General features: G+C 69.9%; 17 protein-coding genes. 7 read left to right on the forward strand and 10 right to left on the reverse strand.

Translation table 11 applies throughout. The annotated features are described in order from the left end of the window. Positions 1-74: 74 nt before the first annotated feature. Positions 75-986: an SDR family NAD(P)-dependent oxidoreductase gene (locus ACZ418_RS13600; protein WP_468361756.1), complete on the reverse strand. Its 912-nt coding sequence runs from the start codon at positions 984-986 to the stop codon at positions 75-77. A gap of 86 nt (positions 987-1072) precedes the next feature. Between ACZ418_RS13600 and ACZ418_RS13605 the strand changes: the two genes are divergently transcribed. After that, positions 1073-1999, forward strand: a complete 927-nt coding sequence (locus ACZ418_RS13605) for a cyclase family protein (protein ID WP_468361759.1) — start codon at positions 1073-1075, stop codon at positions 1997-1999. 258 nt (positions 2000-2257) lie between these two features. On the opposite strand, the gene ACZ418_RS13610 is transcribed toward ACZ418_RS13605, so the two are convergent. From ACZ418_RS13610 to ACZ418_RS13625, 4 genes are all read right to left on the reverse strand, one after another. Continuing rightward, positions 2258-2815, reverse strand: a complete 558-nt coding sequence (locus tag ACZ418_RS13610) for an ATP-binding protein (RefSeq protein ID WP_468362327.1) — start codon at positions 2813-2815, stop codon at positions 2258-2260. Between the two features lie 553 nt (positions 2816-3368). Then, positions 3369-4466 carry an acyl-CoA dehydrogenase family protein gene (locus ACZ418_RS13615; protein WP_468361762.1) on the reverse strand — a complete coding sequence of 366 codons (1098 nt, stop codon included), beginning with the start codon at positions 4464-4466 and terminating at the stop codon, positions 3369-3371. A 2-nt stretch (positions 4467-4468) separates the two neighbouring features. Continuing rightward, positions 4469-5602, reverse strand: a complete 1134-nt coding sequence (locus ACZ418_RS13620; RefSeq protein ID WP_468361765.1) for an acyl-CoA dehydrogenase family protein — start codon at positions 5600-5602, stop codon at positions 4469-4471. Next, positions 5602-6789, reverse strand: a complete 1188-nt coding sequence (locus tag ACZ418_RS13625; RefSeq protein WP_468361768.1) for an amidohydrolase family protein — start codon at positions 6787-6789, stop codon at positions 5602-5604. Before ACZ418_RS13625 ends, ACZ418_RS13620 begins: the two co-directional genes overlap by 1 nt. A gap of 89 nt (positions 6790-6878) precedes the next feature. On the opposite strand from ACZ418_RS13625, the gene ACZ418_RS13630 reads away from it, so the two are divergent. Then, positions 6879-8387: a class I adenylate-forming enzyme family protein gene (locus ACZ418_RS13630; RefSeq protein WP_468361771.1), complete on the forward strand. Its 1509-nt coding sequence runs from the start codon at positions 6879-6881 to the stop codon at positions 8385-8387. Positions 8388-8510: 123 nt separating this feature from the next. Here ACZ418_RS13630 and ACZ418_RS13635 read toward each other — a convergent pair whose 3' ends face one another. Next, a complete protein-coding gene (locus ACZ418_RS13635) occupies positions 8511-8981 on the reverse strand; it encodes an NUDIX hydrolase (RefSeq protein WP_468361774.1) in 471 nt (156 codons plus the stop codon). Between the two features lie 2 nt (positions 8982-8983). Next, on the reverse strand, positions 8984-9727 hold the full coding sequence (locus ACZ418_RS13640) for an XRE family transcriptional regulator (RefSeq protein WP_468361777.1): 744 nt from the start codon (positions 9725-9727) through the stop codon (positions 8984-8986). Between the two features lie 119 nt (positions 9728-9846). Between ACZ418_RS13640 and ACZ418_RS13645 the strand changes: the two genes are divergently transcribed. The 3 genes from ACZ418_RS13645 (at position 9847) to ACZ418_RS13655 (ending at position 11682) form a co-directional block, all read left to right on the forward strand. Further along, on the forward strand, positions 9847-10077 hold the full coding sequence (locus ACZ418_RS13645; RefSeq protein ID WP_468361780.1) for a hypothetical protein: 231 nt from the start codon (positions 9847-9849) through the stop codon (positions 10075-10077). Between the two features lie 248 nt (positions 10078-10325). Next, positions 10326-10769, forward strand: coding sequence for a glycine-rich domain-containing protein (locus ACZ418_RS13650; RefSeq protein ID WP_468361783.1), 444 nt, complete (start codon positions 10326-10328; stop codon positions 10767-10769). A 70-nt stretch (positions 10770-10839) separates the two neighbouring features. Continuing rightward, positions 10840-11682 (forward strand): protein kinase family protein, encoded by an 843-nt coding sequence (locus ACZ418_RS13655; RefSeq protein WP_468361786.1) that lies wholly within the window; start codon positions 10840-10842, stop codon positions 11680-11682. A gap of 1 nt (position 11683) precedes the next feature. Here ACZ418_RS13655 and ACZ418_RS13660 read toward each other — a convergent pair whose 3' ends face one another. Next, entirely contained in the window at positions 11684-11944 is a 261-nt protein-coding gene (locus ACZ418_RS13660; RefSeq protein WP_468361789.1) for a GntR family transcriptional regulator, read from the reverse strand. Positions 11945-12032: 88 nt separating this feature from the next. On the opposite strand from ACZ418_RS13660, the gene ACZ418_RS13665 reads away from it, so the two are divergent. Next, on the forward strand, positions 12033-12326 hold the full coding sequence (locus ACZ418_RS13665; RefSeq protein ID WP_468361792.1) for a hypothetical protein: 294 nt from the start codon (positions 12033-12035) through the stop codon (positions 12324-12326). Beyond that, complete coding sequence (locus tag ACZ418_RS13670) at positions 12323-12601, forward strand: hypothetical protein (protein ID WP_468361795.1); 279 nt, start codon at positions 12323-12325, stop codon at positions 12599-12601. The genes ACZ418_RS13665 and ACZ418_RS13670 overlap by 4 nt, the downstream gene beginning before the upstream one ends. Positions 12602-12625: 24 nt before the next feature. Here ACZ418_RS13670 and ACZ418_RS13675 read toward each other — a convergent pair whose 3' ends face one another. Both ACZ418_RS13675 and ACZ418_RS13680 read right to left on the reverse strand, forming a co-directional pair. Further along, entirely contained in the window at positions 12626-13138 is a 513-nt protein-coding gene (locus ACZ418_RS13675; protein WP_468361798.1) for an EF-hand domain-containing protein, read from the reverse strand. Between the two features lie 188 nt (positions 13139-13326). Then, positions 13327-13701: an STAS domain-containing protein gene (locus ACZ418_RS13680; RefSeq protein ID WP_468361801.1), complete on the reverse strand. Its 375-nt coding sequence runs from the start codon at positions 13699-13701 to the stop codon at positions 13327-13329. Between the last annotated feature and the right edge of the window lie 208 nt (positions 13702-13909).

A 13909-nucleotide genomic window follows, 5' to 3' on the forward strand; every position in this document is an offset into this window, starting at 1 on the left:
CGTAAGGGGCGCGGGGAACTGCGCGATCAACCACAACGACCCGCACCCGCCAAACCACAACACGCCCCGAGCTATCAGGCGTTCGGCCGAGAATCAGAACGCGCCGCCTCTTCCATCGCCAAAAGCTGGGACAGCATCGGCATCGGATCCACCCCCACGGACCCCGGCAGCACCTCCGCGATCCGCTCCGGCGTCCAGGGCCCCTCCCCGTAAACCGAACGGAGTTCCCTCGGCTGTGCCCATACCGCGATCTTCGGCCCCGCGACGGTGTACACCTGCCCGGTGACGCCCTGCGCAGCAGCCTGGTCGGACAGCAGGTACACCACCAGCGCGGCCACGTCCTCCGGCTCGCCGATCTCCGTCAGCTCCATGGGCACGTTCGCCGACATCCGCGTACGCGCCACCGGCGCCACCGCGTTCGCGGTCACCCCGTACTTGTGCAGACCGAGCGCCGCGCTGCGGACGAGCGAGATGATGCCGCCCTTCGCCGCGCTGTAGTTGGCCTGGGACACCGATCCCTGATGGTTGCCGCTGGTGAACCCGATCAGGGTGCCGGAGCGCTGCCTGCGCATCACCGCGGACGCCGCCCGGAAGACGGTGAACGTGCCCTTGAGGTGAGTGGCGAGCACGGGGTCCCACTCCGCCTCGGTCATGTTGAACAGCATGCGTTCGCGCAGGATCCCGGCCACGCACACGACCCCGTCGAGACGGCCGTACGAGGCCAGCGCCACGTCGACGACCCGCTGCCCGCCCGCCATCGTGGAGATGTCGTCGGCGACCGCCACCGCCTCCCCGCCCGCCGCCTCGATCTCCTTGACGACGGCCTCGGCGACCTCGCTCGTGGGCGAGGCGCCGTCGACGGAGACGCCGTAGTCGTTGACGACGACCTTCGCCCCCTCGGCGGCGGCCGCCCGCGCGACCGCCCGGCCGATGCCCCGCCCGGCGCCCGTCACGGCGACGACCTTTCCTGCCAAGAAGTTCCCCACGCCCGGCCCCTTCCCGCGGTTTCTGACGGTCCGTTAGATTCTATGGCGCGTCGGATGCGCGGACACAAGCCCCGGGGAGGCACCGGATGGCACTGCCGGAGGAGTTCCACGAGATCGCGGGGCGCGTGAACAACTGGGGGCGCTGGGGAGCGGACGACGAGATCGGCACGCTGAACCTGATCACCGACGAGGTCGTACGCGGAGCCGCCGCCTGCGTCCGCACCGGCCGCCGCGTTCCCCTCGCCCTCCCCCTCCAGCAGGACGGCGTGCAGACCGGGGTGATCCCCGGCCGCGTCAACCCCCTCCACGTCATGGTCCAGATCAACCAGGAACTCTTCGGGCCGGGCACGGTGGCGTGCAGCGACGACGCGGTGACCATGGGGCTGCAGGCGGGCACCCACTGGGACGCGCTCACGCATGTCTCGCACTCGGGTCGGATCTACAACGGCCGCCCGGCGCACACGGTCACCGCGCACGGCGGTGCCGAGTTCGGCGGGATCGACAAAGCGCGGCACATCGTCTCGCGCGGGGTGCTGCTGGACGTGGCACGCGCGCGTGGCGTGGACCGGCTGGCGGGGGGCCACGCGGTGACGCCGGAGGATCTGGAGCGGGCCGAGGAGTTCGGCGGGGTCCGGGTGCGGGCCGGCGACATCGTGCTGGTCCGCACCGGGCAGGTGCAGGTGTATCTGGCCGGGGACAGGCACGGGTACGGCTATCCGTCGCCGGGACTGTCCGTCCGTACACCTGAGTGGTTCCGCGCGCGCGATGTGGCGGCGGTCGCGAACGACACCCTCACTTTTGAGATATTTCCGCCCGAGTCGGAGAATCTGTGGCTGCCCGTGCACGCCCTGGACCTGGTGGAGATGGGGATGCTCCAGGGGCAGAACTGGAATCTCGAAGAATTGTCCACAGCCTGTGGACAAGAAGGGCGGTACACGTTCCTGCTGTCGGCGATGCCCGAGCCGTTCGTCGGCGCGACGGGAACGCCGGTGGCACCCGTGGCCGTCCTCTGAGAGCCCCCACGCAGGGCATTGACCGGCCGGCGGCGCGCCTCCCCCCACCGTCGCGCACGCGCCGCCCACCGGGTGCGACCCACACTCGGCGAGGGCCGCCGTCACCCAGGCCCTCGCCGTCCCCTCGCGGCGAATCGTCGCCCACAAGCGTGATCAGGCAGTCACGGGTCGTCAACGCCGGTACGGGGATTTGTTACGTACGCCCTGTTCGCGGCACCCGCGCACGGATGCACCCCCGGCGCATCGCCACGCCGGGTGCTACACCGCCTCGAAGGCGAGACCCTCGTACGCGGACAGTCCGCCCCCGTACGCCATCGCTGCGCTCTCCCTGGGCTGTGAACAGCGGTCCAGTTCACACCAGATGCTCTTGCCGACGCCTTCCGGGCTCCAGCCCCAGCGATCGGCCAGGCAGTCCACCAGGGCCAGGCCGCGCCCGCCGGTGGCGTCACCGCCGGCGCAACGCGGCACGGGGGCGCGGGAGCTGCTGTCGGCCACCTCGACGCGCACGGTGGCCGCGACGGTCGTCGTCGGCGCCCCGGCGGTTCCGGCCGGCTCGGTGCTTCCGGCCGGCTCGGTGCTTCCGGCCGGCTCGGCCGCCGTACCCGGTAGTTCGGCCGAGGTGCCCGGCAGGGAGAGCCGGAGCACGGCCGCGTGACCGGTGTGCACAACGGCGTTGGTCACCAACTCGGAGACGAGCAGGATCAGGGTCTCGGCCAGCGGCTCGTCGGCCGCTATCCCGAGTCCGGGGAGCCGCGAGCGGGCCCACCTCCTCGCCCGACCCACCTCCGTGGGATCGGGCCGGATCTCCAGCTGCACTTGAAGCACCTGCACCGCTCACACCATCCGAACCGGCGGACACATGACCCCACGCCACCCGGCCGCCACGGCCGCTGCAGCCGCGACGACGATCACGAGGGCCACGATCGTAGCCATTTTCTGCATGGCCAGAACAACGGCCAGAGCAAGGGTCACGGAACGTGATTCCCTTGGTAGACAGCATGGTTGACGTACAGTCACCCCAACAAGCGCTTCGGGCATATTCCAGCGCGAAGGAGTACGCGTGCGGCATACTGTGCGACGCTCGTGCGGGGGAGTCGAACAGGCGTCGGCCGACGCCTTCACCGCCCCGCGAGCAGCGACGCGCACCGCGCGACCCGGTGCCGCCCCAGGGGCACCGCCGGCCCGGCTCATGCTCGCAGCCACTCGCATCCCACACAAGGTACCGGAGGGGACCCCCGACTCCGGGCCGTGACGAGCCTGTCGAAGGACACAACCAGGTATCGACGCTCCGTGATACCTGTGTGCCACAATCCGCGACATCCTGGGCCAAGGGTTTCTCGCCGGTGCAGTCCAGGGCGCGGTCGCCGCTTCAGGCGACCAGCCGCGCGGCGAGCAGTTCCTCACTCTCCGTGCTCCCGCCACCCCGCCGGGACCGCACCCAGGCCCGCTTCAGATGCAGATGCACATCTGCCTCCCAGGTGAACCCCATGCCGCCGTGCACCTGAAGGCAGTCCCGGGCCCCGCGTACGGCGGCCTCGTCGGCGAGCAGCCGGGCGGCGGCGATGTCGGCCGGGTCGCCGGTGACGGCGGCCGCGTACACGGCGGCGCGCGCGGTCTCGGTCCGCACCAGCAGGTCCGCGCACAGATGCTGCACGGCCTGGAAGGCCCCGATCGGCCGCCCGAACTGCTCCCGCACTCGGGCGTGTTGCACGGCCAGCTCCTGCACCCGTACGGCGGTACCCAGCTGCTCGGCGGCGGTGAGGAGGGTGGCGATGGGGTCGGGGGGGCGGGTGCCGGCGGGGGCGGGGGTGGCGGTGCCGGTGCTGTTGGGGGCGGGGATGCGGGTGCCATCGGGGGCGGGGGCGGGGGCGCCGGCGCCATCGGAGGCGGGGGTGGCGGTGCCGGTGCTGTTGATGCGGGTGCCGGTGCCGTCAGGGGCGGGGATGCCGGTGCCATCGGGGGCGTGGGTGCCGGCGCCGTCGGGGGCGTGGGTGCGGGTGCCGGTGTCGGCCGGGGGCCGGGGGGCCCGCGTTCGGTGCAGCGGGGTCAGCGGGTCGACGGAACGCAGCGGTACAGCCCCCGCCACCTCCCCGCGCACCACATCCGCCGCCTCCAGCCACTCCACCAGCCCCCCGTCCACCGCCGTCACCACCGTCTCCCCGGTGGCCGCGCCCGGTACGCTCCCGGCCGCGAGGTGGGTCGCCACGAGCGGCCCGGGGAGCAGCGCCCGGCCCGCCTCCTCGAAAGCCAGCACGGTCTCCGGCAGCCCCAGTCCGACCCCGCCGTCCGCCTCGGGCAGCCGCAGGGCGAAGAACCCCGCGTCCCCGAGCGCCCGCCACAGCTGCCGGTCGAGCCGCCCCGGCGCATCGACGGCCGCCCGCAGCGCCTGCCGCCCGAACCGCCGGTCCAGCAGCTGCCGTACGCCCGCCTGCAACGCACGCTGATCGTCGGTGAGTTGAAAACGCACGCTCATCTCCCTTTCGGCAGCCCCAGAATCCGCTCGGCCACGATGTTGCGCTGGATCTGTGAGGTGCCGGCGGCGATGGTGTACGAGAGGGAGGACAGTCGGTCCAGGACCCAGGACCGGTTCATGTCCAGGCAATCGGGACCCAGGACCTCGGCGGCGGTGTCGTACAGCTCCTGACGCGCGTGGGAGTAGCGGAGTTTGAAAACCGAACCCCCGACCCCCGGCACCCCGCCGCTCGCCTCCGCCTCGCTCACGTTCCACTGGGTCAGCCGCCACAACGCCCGGAACTCAGCCTCCAGGCGGCCGAGTCGGCGCCGCAGCACGGGATCGTCCCAGCGGCCGTTCTCCCGCGCCTCACCCGCGAGTTCGGCCAGGACGCGGCGGCAGGCCACCACCTCGCCGACGAACGCCGTGCCGCGCTCGAAGGACAGGGTCACCATGGTCACGCGCCAGCCGTCGTTCTCCGCGCCGACCCGGTTCGCCACCGGCACCCGTACCTCGTCCAGGAACACTTCCGCGAACTCGGCCGACCCGGCGAGCGTGCGCAGTGGCCGTACGGTGATGCCGGCGGCGTCCATGGGCATCGCGAGCCAGGTGATGCCCCGGTGCTTGGGGAGGTCCGGATCGGTGCGGACCAGCAGTTCGCACCAGTCGGCGACCTCGGCGTGGGAGGTCCAGATCTTGGACCCGGTGACCACGTAGTCGTCGCCGTCACGCCACGCGCGCGTGCGCAGCGACGCCAGATCCGATCCCGCGTCCGGCTCGCTGAAGCCCTGGCACCACACCTCCTCGCCGCGCAGGATCGGCGGCAGCCAGCGCGCCCGCTGCTCGGGCGTGCCCTCGGCGGCGATCGTCGGGCCGGCGTGCAGCAGCCCGACGAAACCCGCCCCCACATAGGGCGCGCCCGCCTTCTCCGTCTCCTCCAGGAAGATCAGCCGGGTCGTCGGCGAGGCGTCCCAGTGGACATCGGCGTACCCGGCGTCGTACAGCATCCGCTGCCAGCCCAGGTCGTACGCCCTGCGCGCGGGCCAGTCGTCGGGAGACGGCCTGGCGGGGAGGGTGGGGAGCACCTTGGCGAGCCACTCCCTCAGCCGGGCCCGGAACTCCTCCTCTTCCGGCGTGCAGGAGAGGTCCACTACAGGTCCAGGTCCAGCATGCGGATGGCGTTGCCCCGCATCAGCTTGTGGACCGTCTCCTCGTCCAGGCCCTTCACATGGTCGAGAGCGACCTCCTTGGTGTGCGGGAAGGTCGAGTCGACGTGTGGGTAGTCGGTCTCGAAGGTGGCGTTGTCCCGCCCCACCACGTCCAGCGAGGCGACCCCGTGCTTGTCGCGGAAGAAGCAGCAGAAGATCTGCCGGTAGTAGTACGTCGACGGCGGCTCGGGGATCAGGTCCCGGACCCCGCCCCAGGCGCGGTGCTCCTGCCACACGTCGTCGGCGCGCTCCAGAGCGTACGGAATCCAGCCCATCTGACCCTCGGAGTAGGCGAGTTTGAGCCGGGGGAACTTCACCAGGACCCCGCTGAAGAGGTAGTCCATCATCGAGGCCATCGCGTTGTTGAAGCTGAGCGAGGCCTGGACGGCGGGCGGGGCGTCGGGCGATGCGGCCGGCATCTGGGAGCTGCTGCCGATGTGCATGTTGACGACCGTCCCCGTCTCCTGGCAGACGGCGAAGAACGGGTCCCAGTAGCCGGAGTGGATGGACGGCAGTCCCAGGTGGGTGGGGATCTCGGAGAAGGTCACCGCCCGCACCCCGCGCTCGGCGTTGCGCCGGATCTCGGCGACGGCCAGCTCGACGTCCCACAGCGGGATCAGGCACAGCGGGATCAGCCGGCCGCCGCTGTCCCCGCACCACTCCTCCACCATCCAGTCGTTGTAGGCGCGCACGCAGGCGAGGGCGACCTCCTTGTCGTGCGCCTCGGCGAAGGTCTGCCCGCAGAAGCGGGGGAAGGTCGGGAAGCAGAGGCTGGCCTCGACATGGTTGAGGTCCATGTCCGCAAGGCGCGCCTTGGGGTCCCAGCATCCGCGGCGCATCTGCTCCCGGGTGATCCCCTCCAGGGTCATCTCGTCCCGGTCGAAGCCGACGGCGGCGATGTTGCGCTTGTACGGGAACTTCAGGTCCTCGTAGATCCACCAGTCGGTCGGCTGGCCGGCCGGGTCCATCGTGATCCGGTACTTGCCGCCGACGTAGGCCAGCTCCCCGATCCCGGCGGTCAGCGGTTTGGGCCCACGCTCGCGGTACCTGGCCGGCAGCCAGGTCTCGAAGAGATGGGCGGGCTCGATCACGTGGTCGTCGACGCTGATGATGCGGGGCAGCTCGGTCATGGGTCCCCTCCTCCGCCGGACGGTACTTATCTGATGGTCCGTCAGATAGCATGTTACCTGACGACTCGTCAGCCAAGGAGGGGGCACACGTGAACGACACCCCGCACTCCCTGAGTTCCGCCCGCACGCTGTGGGACCTGGTCGTCCGCCGCGCGGCCCTCACCCCCGACCGCCCGGTCCTTCTGCAGCAGGACCGCGCGCTCACCTTCGGCGAACTGCGCACGGGTGCCGAGCGGGTGGCGGCGGGCCTGTACGACATGGGCGTACGGCCCGGCACGGTGGTGGCCTGGCAGCTGCCCACCCGCATCGAGACGGCCCTCCTCTCCTTCGCCCTGGCCCGTCTGGGCGCCGTACAGTCCCCCGTGATCCCCTTCTACCGGGACCGGGAGGTCGGCTTCGCCCTGCGCGAGTCGAAGGCGGAGTTCTTCGCGGTCCCGGGCGTGTGGCGGGGCCACGACCACACGGAGATGGCGCGGCGGCTCGGCGCGAAGGGCATCTTCGAGGCGTACGACACCCTCCCCGACGGCGATCCCTCCGCGCTCCCCGCCCCGCCCGCCGAGGGCACCTCGGTCCGCTGGATCTACTGGACCTCCGGCACCACCTCAGACCCCAAGGGCGTGCTGCACACCGACCGCTCCCTGATCGCCGGCGGCTCCTGCCTGGCGCATGCGCTGAGATTGGGCGCCGACGACGTGGGCTCGATCGCCTTCCCGTACGCCCACATAGGCGGACCCGACTACATGGTGATGCTGCTGCTCTACGGCTTCCCGGCGGTGCTGTTCGAGCACTTCGCGCTGCCGGACGCGCTGGCGGAGTACCGGCGGCACAGGGTGACGGTGGCCGGCGGCTCCACGGCCTTCTACTCGATGTTCCTGTCCGAACAGCGCAAACAGCCGGGTGACAGGCTGATTCCGACCCTGCGCCTGCTGGCGGGCGGTGGTGCGCCCAGGCCACCCGAGCTCCACCACTCGGTGGTCCGCGAGATGAGCGTCCAGCTCGCCCACGGCTACGGCATGACCGAGGTCCCGCTGATCACCATGGGCGACCCCCGGGACACCCCGGAGAACCTGGCCACGACCGAGGGCCGCCCCCCGGCCGGCATGGAGATCCGGATCGTCGACGGCGAGATACGACTCCGCGGCGAGGCCGTCTGCCAGGGCTATCTGGACCCCGCCCAGACGGCCGCCGCCTTCGACCCCGACGGCTTCCTGCGCACCGGCGACCTCGGCCATGTGACGGACTCCGGCCACCTCGTCCTCACCGGCCGCCTGAAGGACGTGATCATCCGCAAGGGCGAGAACATCTCGGCCAAGGAGATCGAGGACCTCCTCGCCGCGCACCCGTCGATCGCGGACGCGGCGGTGATCGGCCTGCCGGACGCGGAACGGGGGGAACTGGTCTGCGCGGTCGTCGAACAGCGGCCGGGGGCAGCTGAGTTGACCTTGCCGGAGGTCGTCTCGTACCTGCGTTCCTCGGGCCTGTCCGTGCACAAGCTGCCGGAGCGGCTGGAGGTGGTGGAGGCACTGCCCCGGAACGACACGCTGCGGAAGGTACTCAAATACAAGCTGCGGGAGCGGTTTTCACGACCATTCCCTTAGGCAGCTCGGGCAACCCACCTCGCTTCCGCCCACCCGGGGCGGAAGCGGGCACAACGTACCGGATCACGGACCCCTTGTGTGCAGTCGTTGCTATCAGAGTTGCCGTCATCGCAACCTACGAGGTCAGCCGAGATATGGCCGATCACGATGCTCCAGGAAGTGACGGATTCGGAGCCGCTGCGTGTGATGCATCGGCAGTTGATCAATCTCCGCTGGTTGGACGAACCGCAGCTCCGTGGACTCGTCCGAGATCGCGAGTCGGCCGCCGATCACGCGGGCGGTGAAGCAGACGTTGAACTGTCTGCGCACCTCACCGTCCGAGTAGGCGATGATGTGGCGAGGGTCGGTGTACGTGCCCACAAGCCCGGTGATCTCTACGTCCAGACCCGTTTCCTCCTTCACCTCGCGGACGGCCGCTCCTGGGAGTGAGTCGGTCATCTCCATGCCGCCACCAGGGATCGCCCAAAGATCGTTATCCCGTCGGCGCTGGAGGAGGATGTGCCCGTCGTCGTCGGTAATCACGGCGGACGCGGCGACCACCAAGCTGTTCGGCTTGGGTGCCGCTGGGTCGTCGTAGTACTCGGTCCGTGCCATGGTCACCCTTCTGTTACCGGCGTCGCGGTCTCCCACACCGCGTCGAAGCTGCTGGCGTAGGTGTCGAACATGCCGCCCTCTCCGCTGCGCCGGAGATGCCACACGGGAGCGCCGTAGGCGTTCACGCCCCAGACATGGGCATTGACCAGTGCTTGGTCATCCGCACGATAGATCGAGTTGTAGAGCGTGGTGGCATGGGTGCGCACCTCGATGCCAGGTACCCCGGCAAGCGGGCGGTAGTGCATGAGGGCGAGTCGGCAACGGGACTCGATCCCGTGGCCGAACCTCTCCTCCGCGCCGCGCTGTTGGACATTCGTACTGTCCGGGTCGCCGATCGCGATACGGACCGCACACCCGTCGGCGGCTCGCTCTCGCAACAGGTCATTGAGCCGCGGATACGCCTCGTGCAGGAAGACGGCGGCGTACACCAACACGTCGATGTGCTCGCAGGCCTGGCTCAGCATGTCCACAAAGGTGGATACGGGGATGTCCGCCCGCTGATCGTAGAGAGCCACAAGTTCCGGGCTGACGGCGCGGGCAGGGCGTGCCTGCCGGAGCGCGGGCCATAGAGCGTGCACGTCTTCTCCTAGCGTTTCCGCTGCCAACATGGCCGTGGCACGACGCGGCGTACGCCCCAGATTGACCCATCGTTCAACGGATTTGGGATCGACTTCGACCTTGTCCGCAAGGGCGGCGTACGTCCAGCCGCCGGCCGCCATGACAGCACGTAACCTCTCGTTCGGCATCCCACTCTCTCCTAACACCCAGGGACGGCACTAGGGACGTTCTACCCGACGCGGGACGTCCCGAAGTGGGGTTTGTCGGAGGTTCCGTCGTCCTGATGGGCGGCAGGATGCTCGTCCGCATGGCGAGCAACCAGCAGACCAGACCAGGCATCGGTGAACTGGCGAAGGACACTGCCAGTGGACGTATCGGCGTCGTCATGGGTGAGGTCGGCGCCCGGGTGCAGATAAGGCCCGTGGGTGGCGGCGTGGAGTGGGATGCCCTGCCGGCCAACGTGGTGGCGCTGACTGCGCGGGAGGAACTGAGAGCCCGCCTGGCCATCAAGAACGGCAACAGCCGGGACGGCCTGTGATGCGCGCCATCGGCCGGTACGCCGGGGTCCTGTTCATCATCGTGATCAGCGGGTCCTGTGGCCTGGTGATCGGCATGGCCCTCGGTACCAACCAGTAGACCGGCCGCCCCGAACGGGGTGCCACCTTCCCTGGTTCCCCCTTCCCCGTTCGGGGTCGGCCTTCCATCCCCCGGTCGTCATAGGCCATGTCTCGGCGACCGATGCGGGCGCAATGTGCCAGAGCACAGCGACACTCAAGGAGTATTCGCATGACGGCAACGGCCAACGACCAGAAGACCGGACGCGCGGTGGCTGGTGAGGAGCTGTTCGACAGTCTCGCCCACTTCGTGGTGGTCCACAACGGACAGCCGCGCGAGCGTGCCGAGCGGATCGCGGACCAGGCGGTCGCCTTCGCGGTCACCGCCGCGACCGCCACCGTTCCCATGGTTCCGTCGGATGACGTGGACCTCGGCCTGCACGCACTCATCCTGCACACGAAGGAGTACGCCGCGCTCTGCGACCGGTACGCAGGCCGCTTCCTGCACCACAACCCCGTGCCGGGCGGAGGGCCCCGCGAACCGAAGAAGGTCGCCGCCTCGGCACACGCGATGAAGGCGGCCGGGTTCATGGTCTTCGAGGACCTGTGGACCGTGGACGGCACAAACCTCGCGCAGTGCGATTCGGACTGCGGCCGACCGTACGGTCAGGCATAGCTACCCGACATCAGCAGTGTGGCCGGCCCTGATGCGGGGTCGGCCACGTTGCCCGGAAGGAGAACAGAAGTTGTCCGGGACACCCACTGAACTGCCGATCGTCGTGCTCGACGCGCTCATGCCCACGACTCAGCGCCTGGTCGTCAATCGCCGGGGCTCGATGGTCTGGGAGGTCGAGAGCCATCGGGGGCACTACGCCGTGAAGGTCGGCTGTCCGATCGAGGCTACGGCCGACTGGCCTGCCCAGCCCTGGACGGCGCTCGCGCCCGCACGCGAAGGTGCCGTGCTGCATCGTCTTGGCTTCCATGACTTCGCGTACGGCGAATGGGAGCACGGCACCTGGAACTTCCAGCCGTGGCGCGAAGGGCCGGACCTCTACCAGCTGTGGCGGCCCTGCCGTGAGCCGGACGCGCGCATCGAGCCGCACACCAGCGTGGCCCTGGGATGCGTGGAGGCGCTGGCCGAACTGCACGCCCAGGGCTGGGCCCACGGTGACGTGCAGCCCGCGCACTTCATCATCGGGCCGGGGCGGACACACCTCATCGACCTGGCCTTGGCGCGCGGCGGGCACGTCCCCATGGGGTACGACTTCCCGTTCCGCGGTTGCCTCGTCCACTACGAGGCACCTGAGATCGCGCGCAGCGTGCTCGCGACCGGAGAGGCTGAGCCTACGCAGGAAGCCGACATCTACGCGCTCGGCGCGTCACTGCTCATTTCCGCCACGGGCTGGCGGGCGGTCGAGTATCCGGACGACGCACCGCGTCCCGAGCAGAGAAGGGCCGTGGCAAGCGGCAAGCGCCGCGCAGTGATGACGCCTGGCAAGCTGGGCGAACTGATCGACGCCATGCTCAGTCCTGCCCCTGAAGACAGACCCACCATCATCGAGGTGGGTAAGGCCCTGAGCTGCCTGTAGTTCAGGAGTCCGACGTCTCTTCGACTGTGGGCGGCAGAGGATCGGCGACGAAGGTCCCCAGCCCGACCTCGCCGCGCGTCCAGCCCTGCTCGCGCACATGCCGCATGGCCTTCGCCGCGGTGGCGTTCACGACGCCGAACTCCTGGGCTATCTCCAAAGTGGACGGCACGCGGCTTCCCGGCGGATACGTGCCGTCCTTGATACGCCGGATGATCTCCGCTGCGATCTGCCGCCAGAGCGGGCGGGTGCGATCAAGGTCCATGACTGCAGCGTGGCACAAGAGATCAGCCCCGGCGGGAAGCGGCTACTTCCTCACCGGGGCCTGAGCCGACTGAACTGGAGTCGACCTGATGCGCAGCCTACTGACCGCGATCCTGCGCCTCTTCCTGCCTTCCAGGGGCGCCCACCGCGTCTCCCCACCGCCCGCGCCGCCCGGCCCGCTGGTTCCGCCACCCAGGCCCGACAGGCCGCCCTTGCCCGTCATCGTCGCGGATGGCCAGCCCCTCGTCCGTCCATACGTCACCCTGTGGGAACGCGAGCGCGATGAACTCGAGCGGCGCCTTCTTCAACGCGAACGGCGCCGGGCCGCCGTACTGGCGACGATGGGTCAGGACTACGTCGTCTCGCTGGAGGTCGCCGTATGAGCACGTCGCGCCTGCGCAGCCTCGGCATCGACCCGGCCACCGGCAAGGAGGCCTATGCGGTCACACGCCCCGGCGGTTACCTCGAAGCAGTGGCCGACGCCCACGCGCTCAAGTCGGCCGCCGCGCTGCTCGCCGTCGTAGGCGCCGTACTGGATGCAGAGAACGCATCCGACGCCGAACTCGCCGCCCTCGTCGCGCCGTTGCATACGGCGCTCGATGAGTGCGTCGGCCTGGTCGCATCGGAGACGCGGCAAGCGGCCGGCGCATCCGAATAGGATCCGGCAGCCAGGAGCAACGAACTATTCGGGGACGGTGAAGTACCGCGCGAACGCCGGGACGATCTCCGGCTCGCCCACCATGCCGTCGCCGTCGGTGTCCAGCGCGGTGGCCGTCGCCCAGGCGATGTCCTCCGGCACGTGGAAGACACGCAGCACGCGTGCCGTGTCCGCGACCGTGGCCCGGCCGTCCCCGTCGGTGTCCGCCACCGCGAGGGCCGCGTGCAGGAAGGGGCGGGCGATCTCGGCGAAGCGCTCGGGGTTGTCGCGCAGGCGCTTGACCGCGCCGGAGACGAACTCCTCGCGGGTGATGCGCTGGTCGCCGTCCCGGTCGGCGATCCCGGCCATGCCCTGCCAGAACGCCTCCGCGCCGGCGTACAGCGCCTGCCCCTTGTCGGAGCGCGCGGGTACGGCGAACTCGGCGAGGAGCGCCTTGGCCGCCGCGCTGAAGTCCTCGCGGTCGATCCAGCCGTTGCCGTCCTGGTCGAAGGTGTCGAACCGGGCTGCGATCCTGCGCTCGTAGTCGGTGCTGACCATGTCTGTTCGGGCCGCCTTACGTGTGCGTCGTTCGGGTCACCCCACGGGTGCGTGAGTGACCTGGCAGGGAGCGTATGACGCGGGTGGCTGTCGAGTGGCGGTAATCGGGCCGTTGTGCCAAGACCGGGGGAATTCTGCGACAACAGTGTGGCCGTGTCGCGGAGGAGCAGGGTGGCGCGGGCGGCGCGTCAGGCCGAGAGCGGGCCCGCCTCGTCCGTCGTCGCGGACTCGACGTCGGGCCGGACGTCGAAGAGCCGGCGCACGCCGAGCGCGCCGAGGACCCGGTTGACGTGTGAGCCGTCGTCGGCCCCCTGGTCGGGCAGGATGAGCCGGAGCCGGCCCTGACAGGAGCGGATCAGCCTGCGGGCGGCGACGAGGACGCCGACCCCGCTGGAGTCGCAGAAGAAGACGTCGGAAAGGTCCACGACGAGGCTGTGGTGACCCTCTGCGACGACGTCGTGCACACGTTGACGCAGAACTGGTGAGGTGATCAGGTCCAGTTCCCCGGACACCCGGAGCACGGCCCACTCACCCTGTTCGACGCCGGTCACCTTGAATGCCACGTCCCTGCCCCTCCGCTCGCCGGAACTTCCGGAACCGCCCGGAAACGGAAGCAGTTCCTACGCTTGCTTCCGCGCGGCTGCCCAGCGGCCGTTCCCTGAAACGTCGGGCCACAAACCAGACGTGATCGACAAGGGGCTTGTTTCAGTCACTATCGATCCTGTTCGATCAGAGATGCGCGCAACTCGTGTGAAGGTTATGTGAAGGGGG

The sequence above is a fragment of the Streptomyces sp. NPDC030820 genome, from assembly GCF_055572075.1.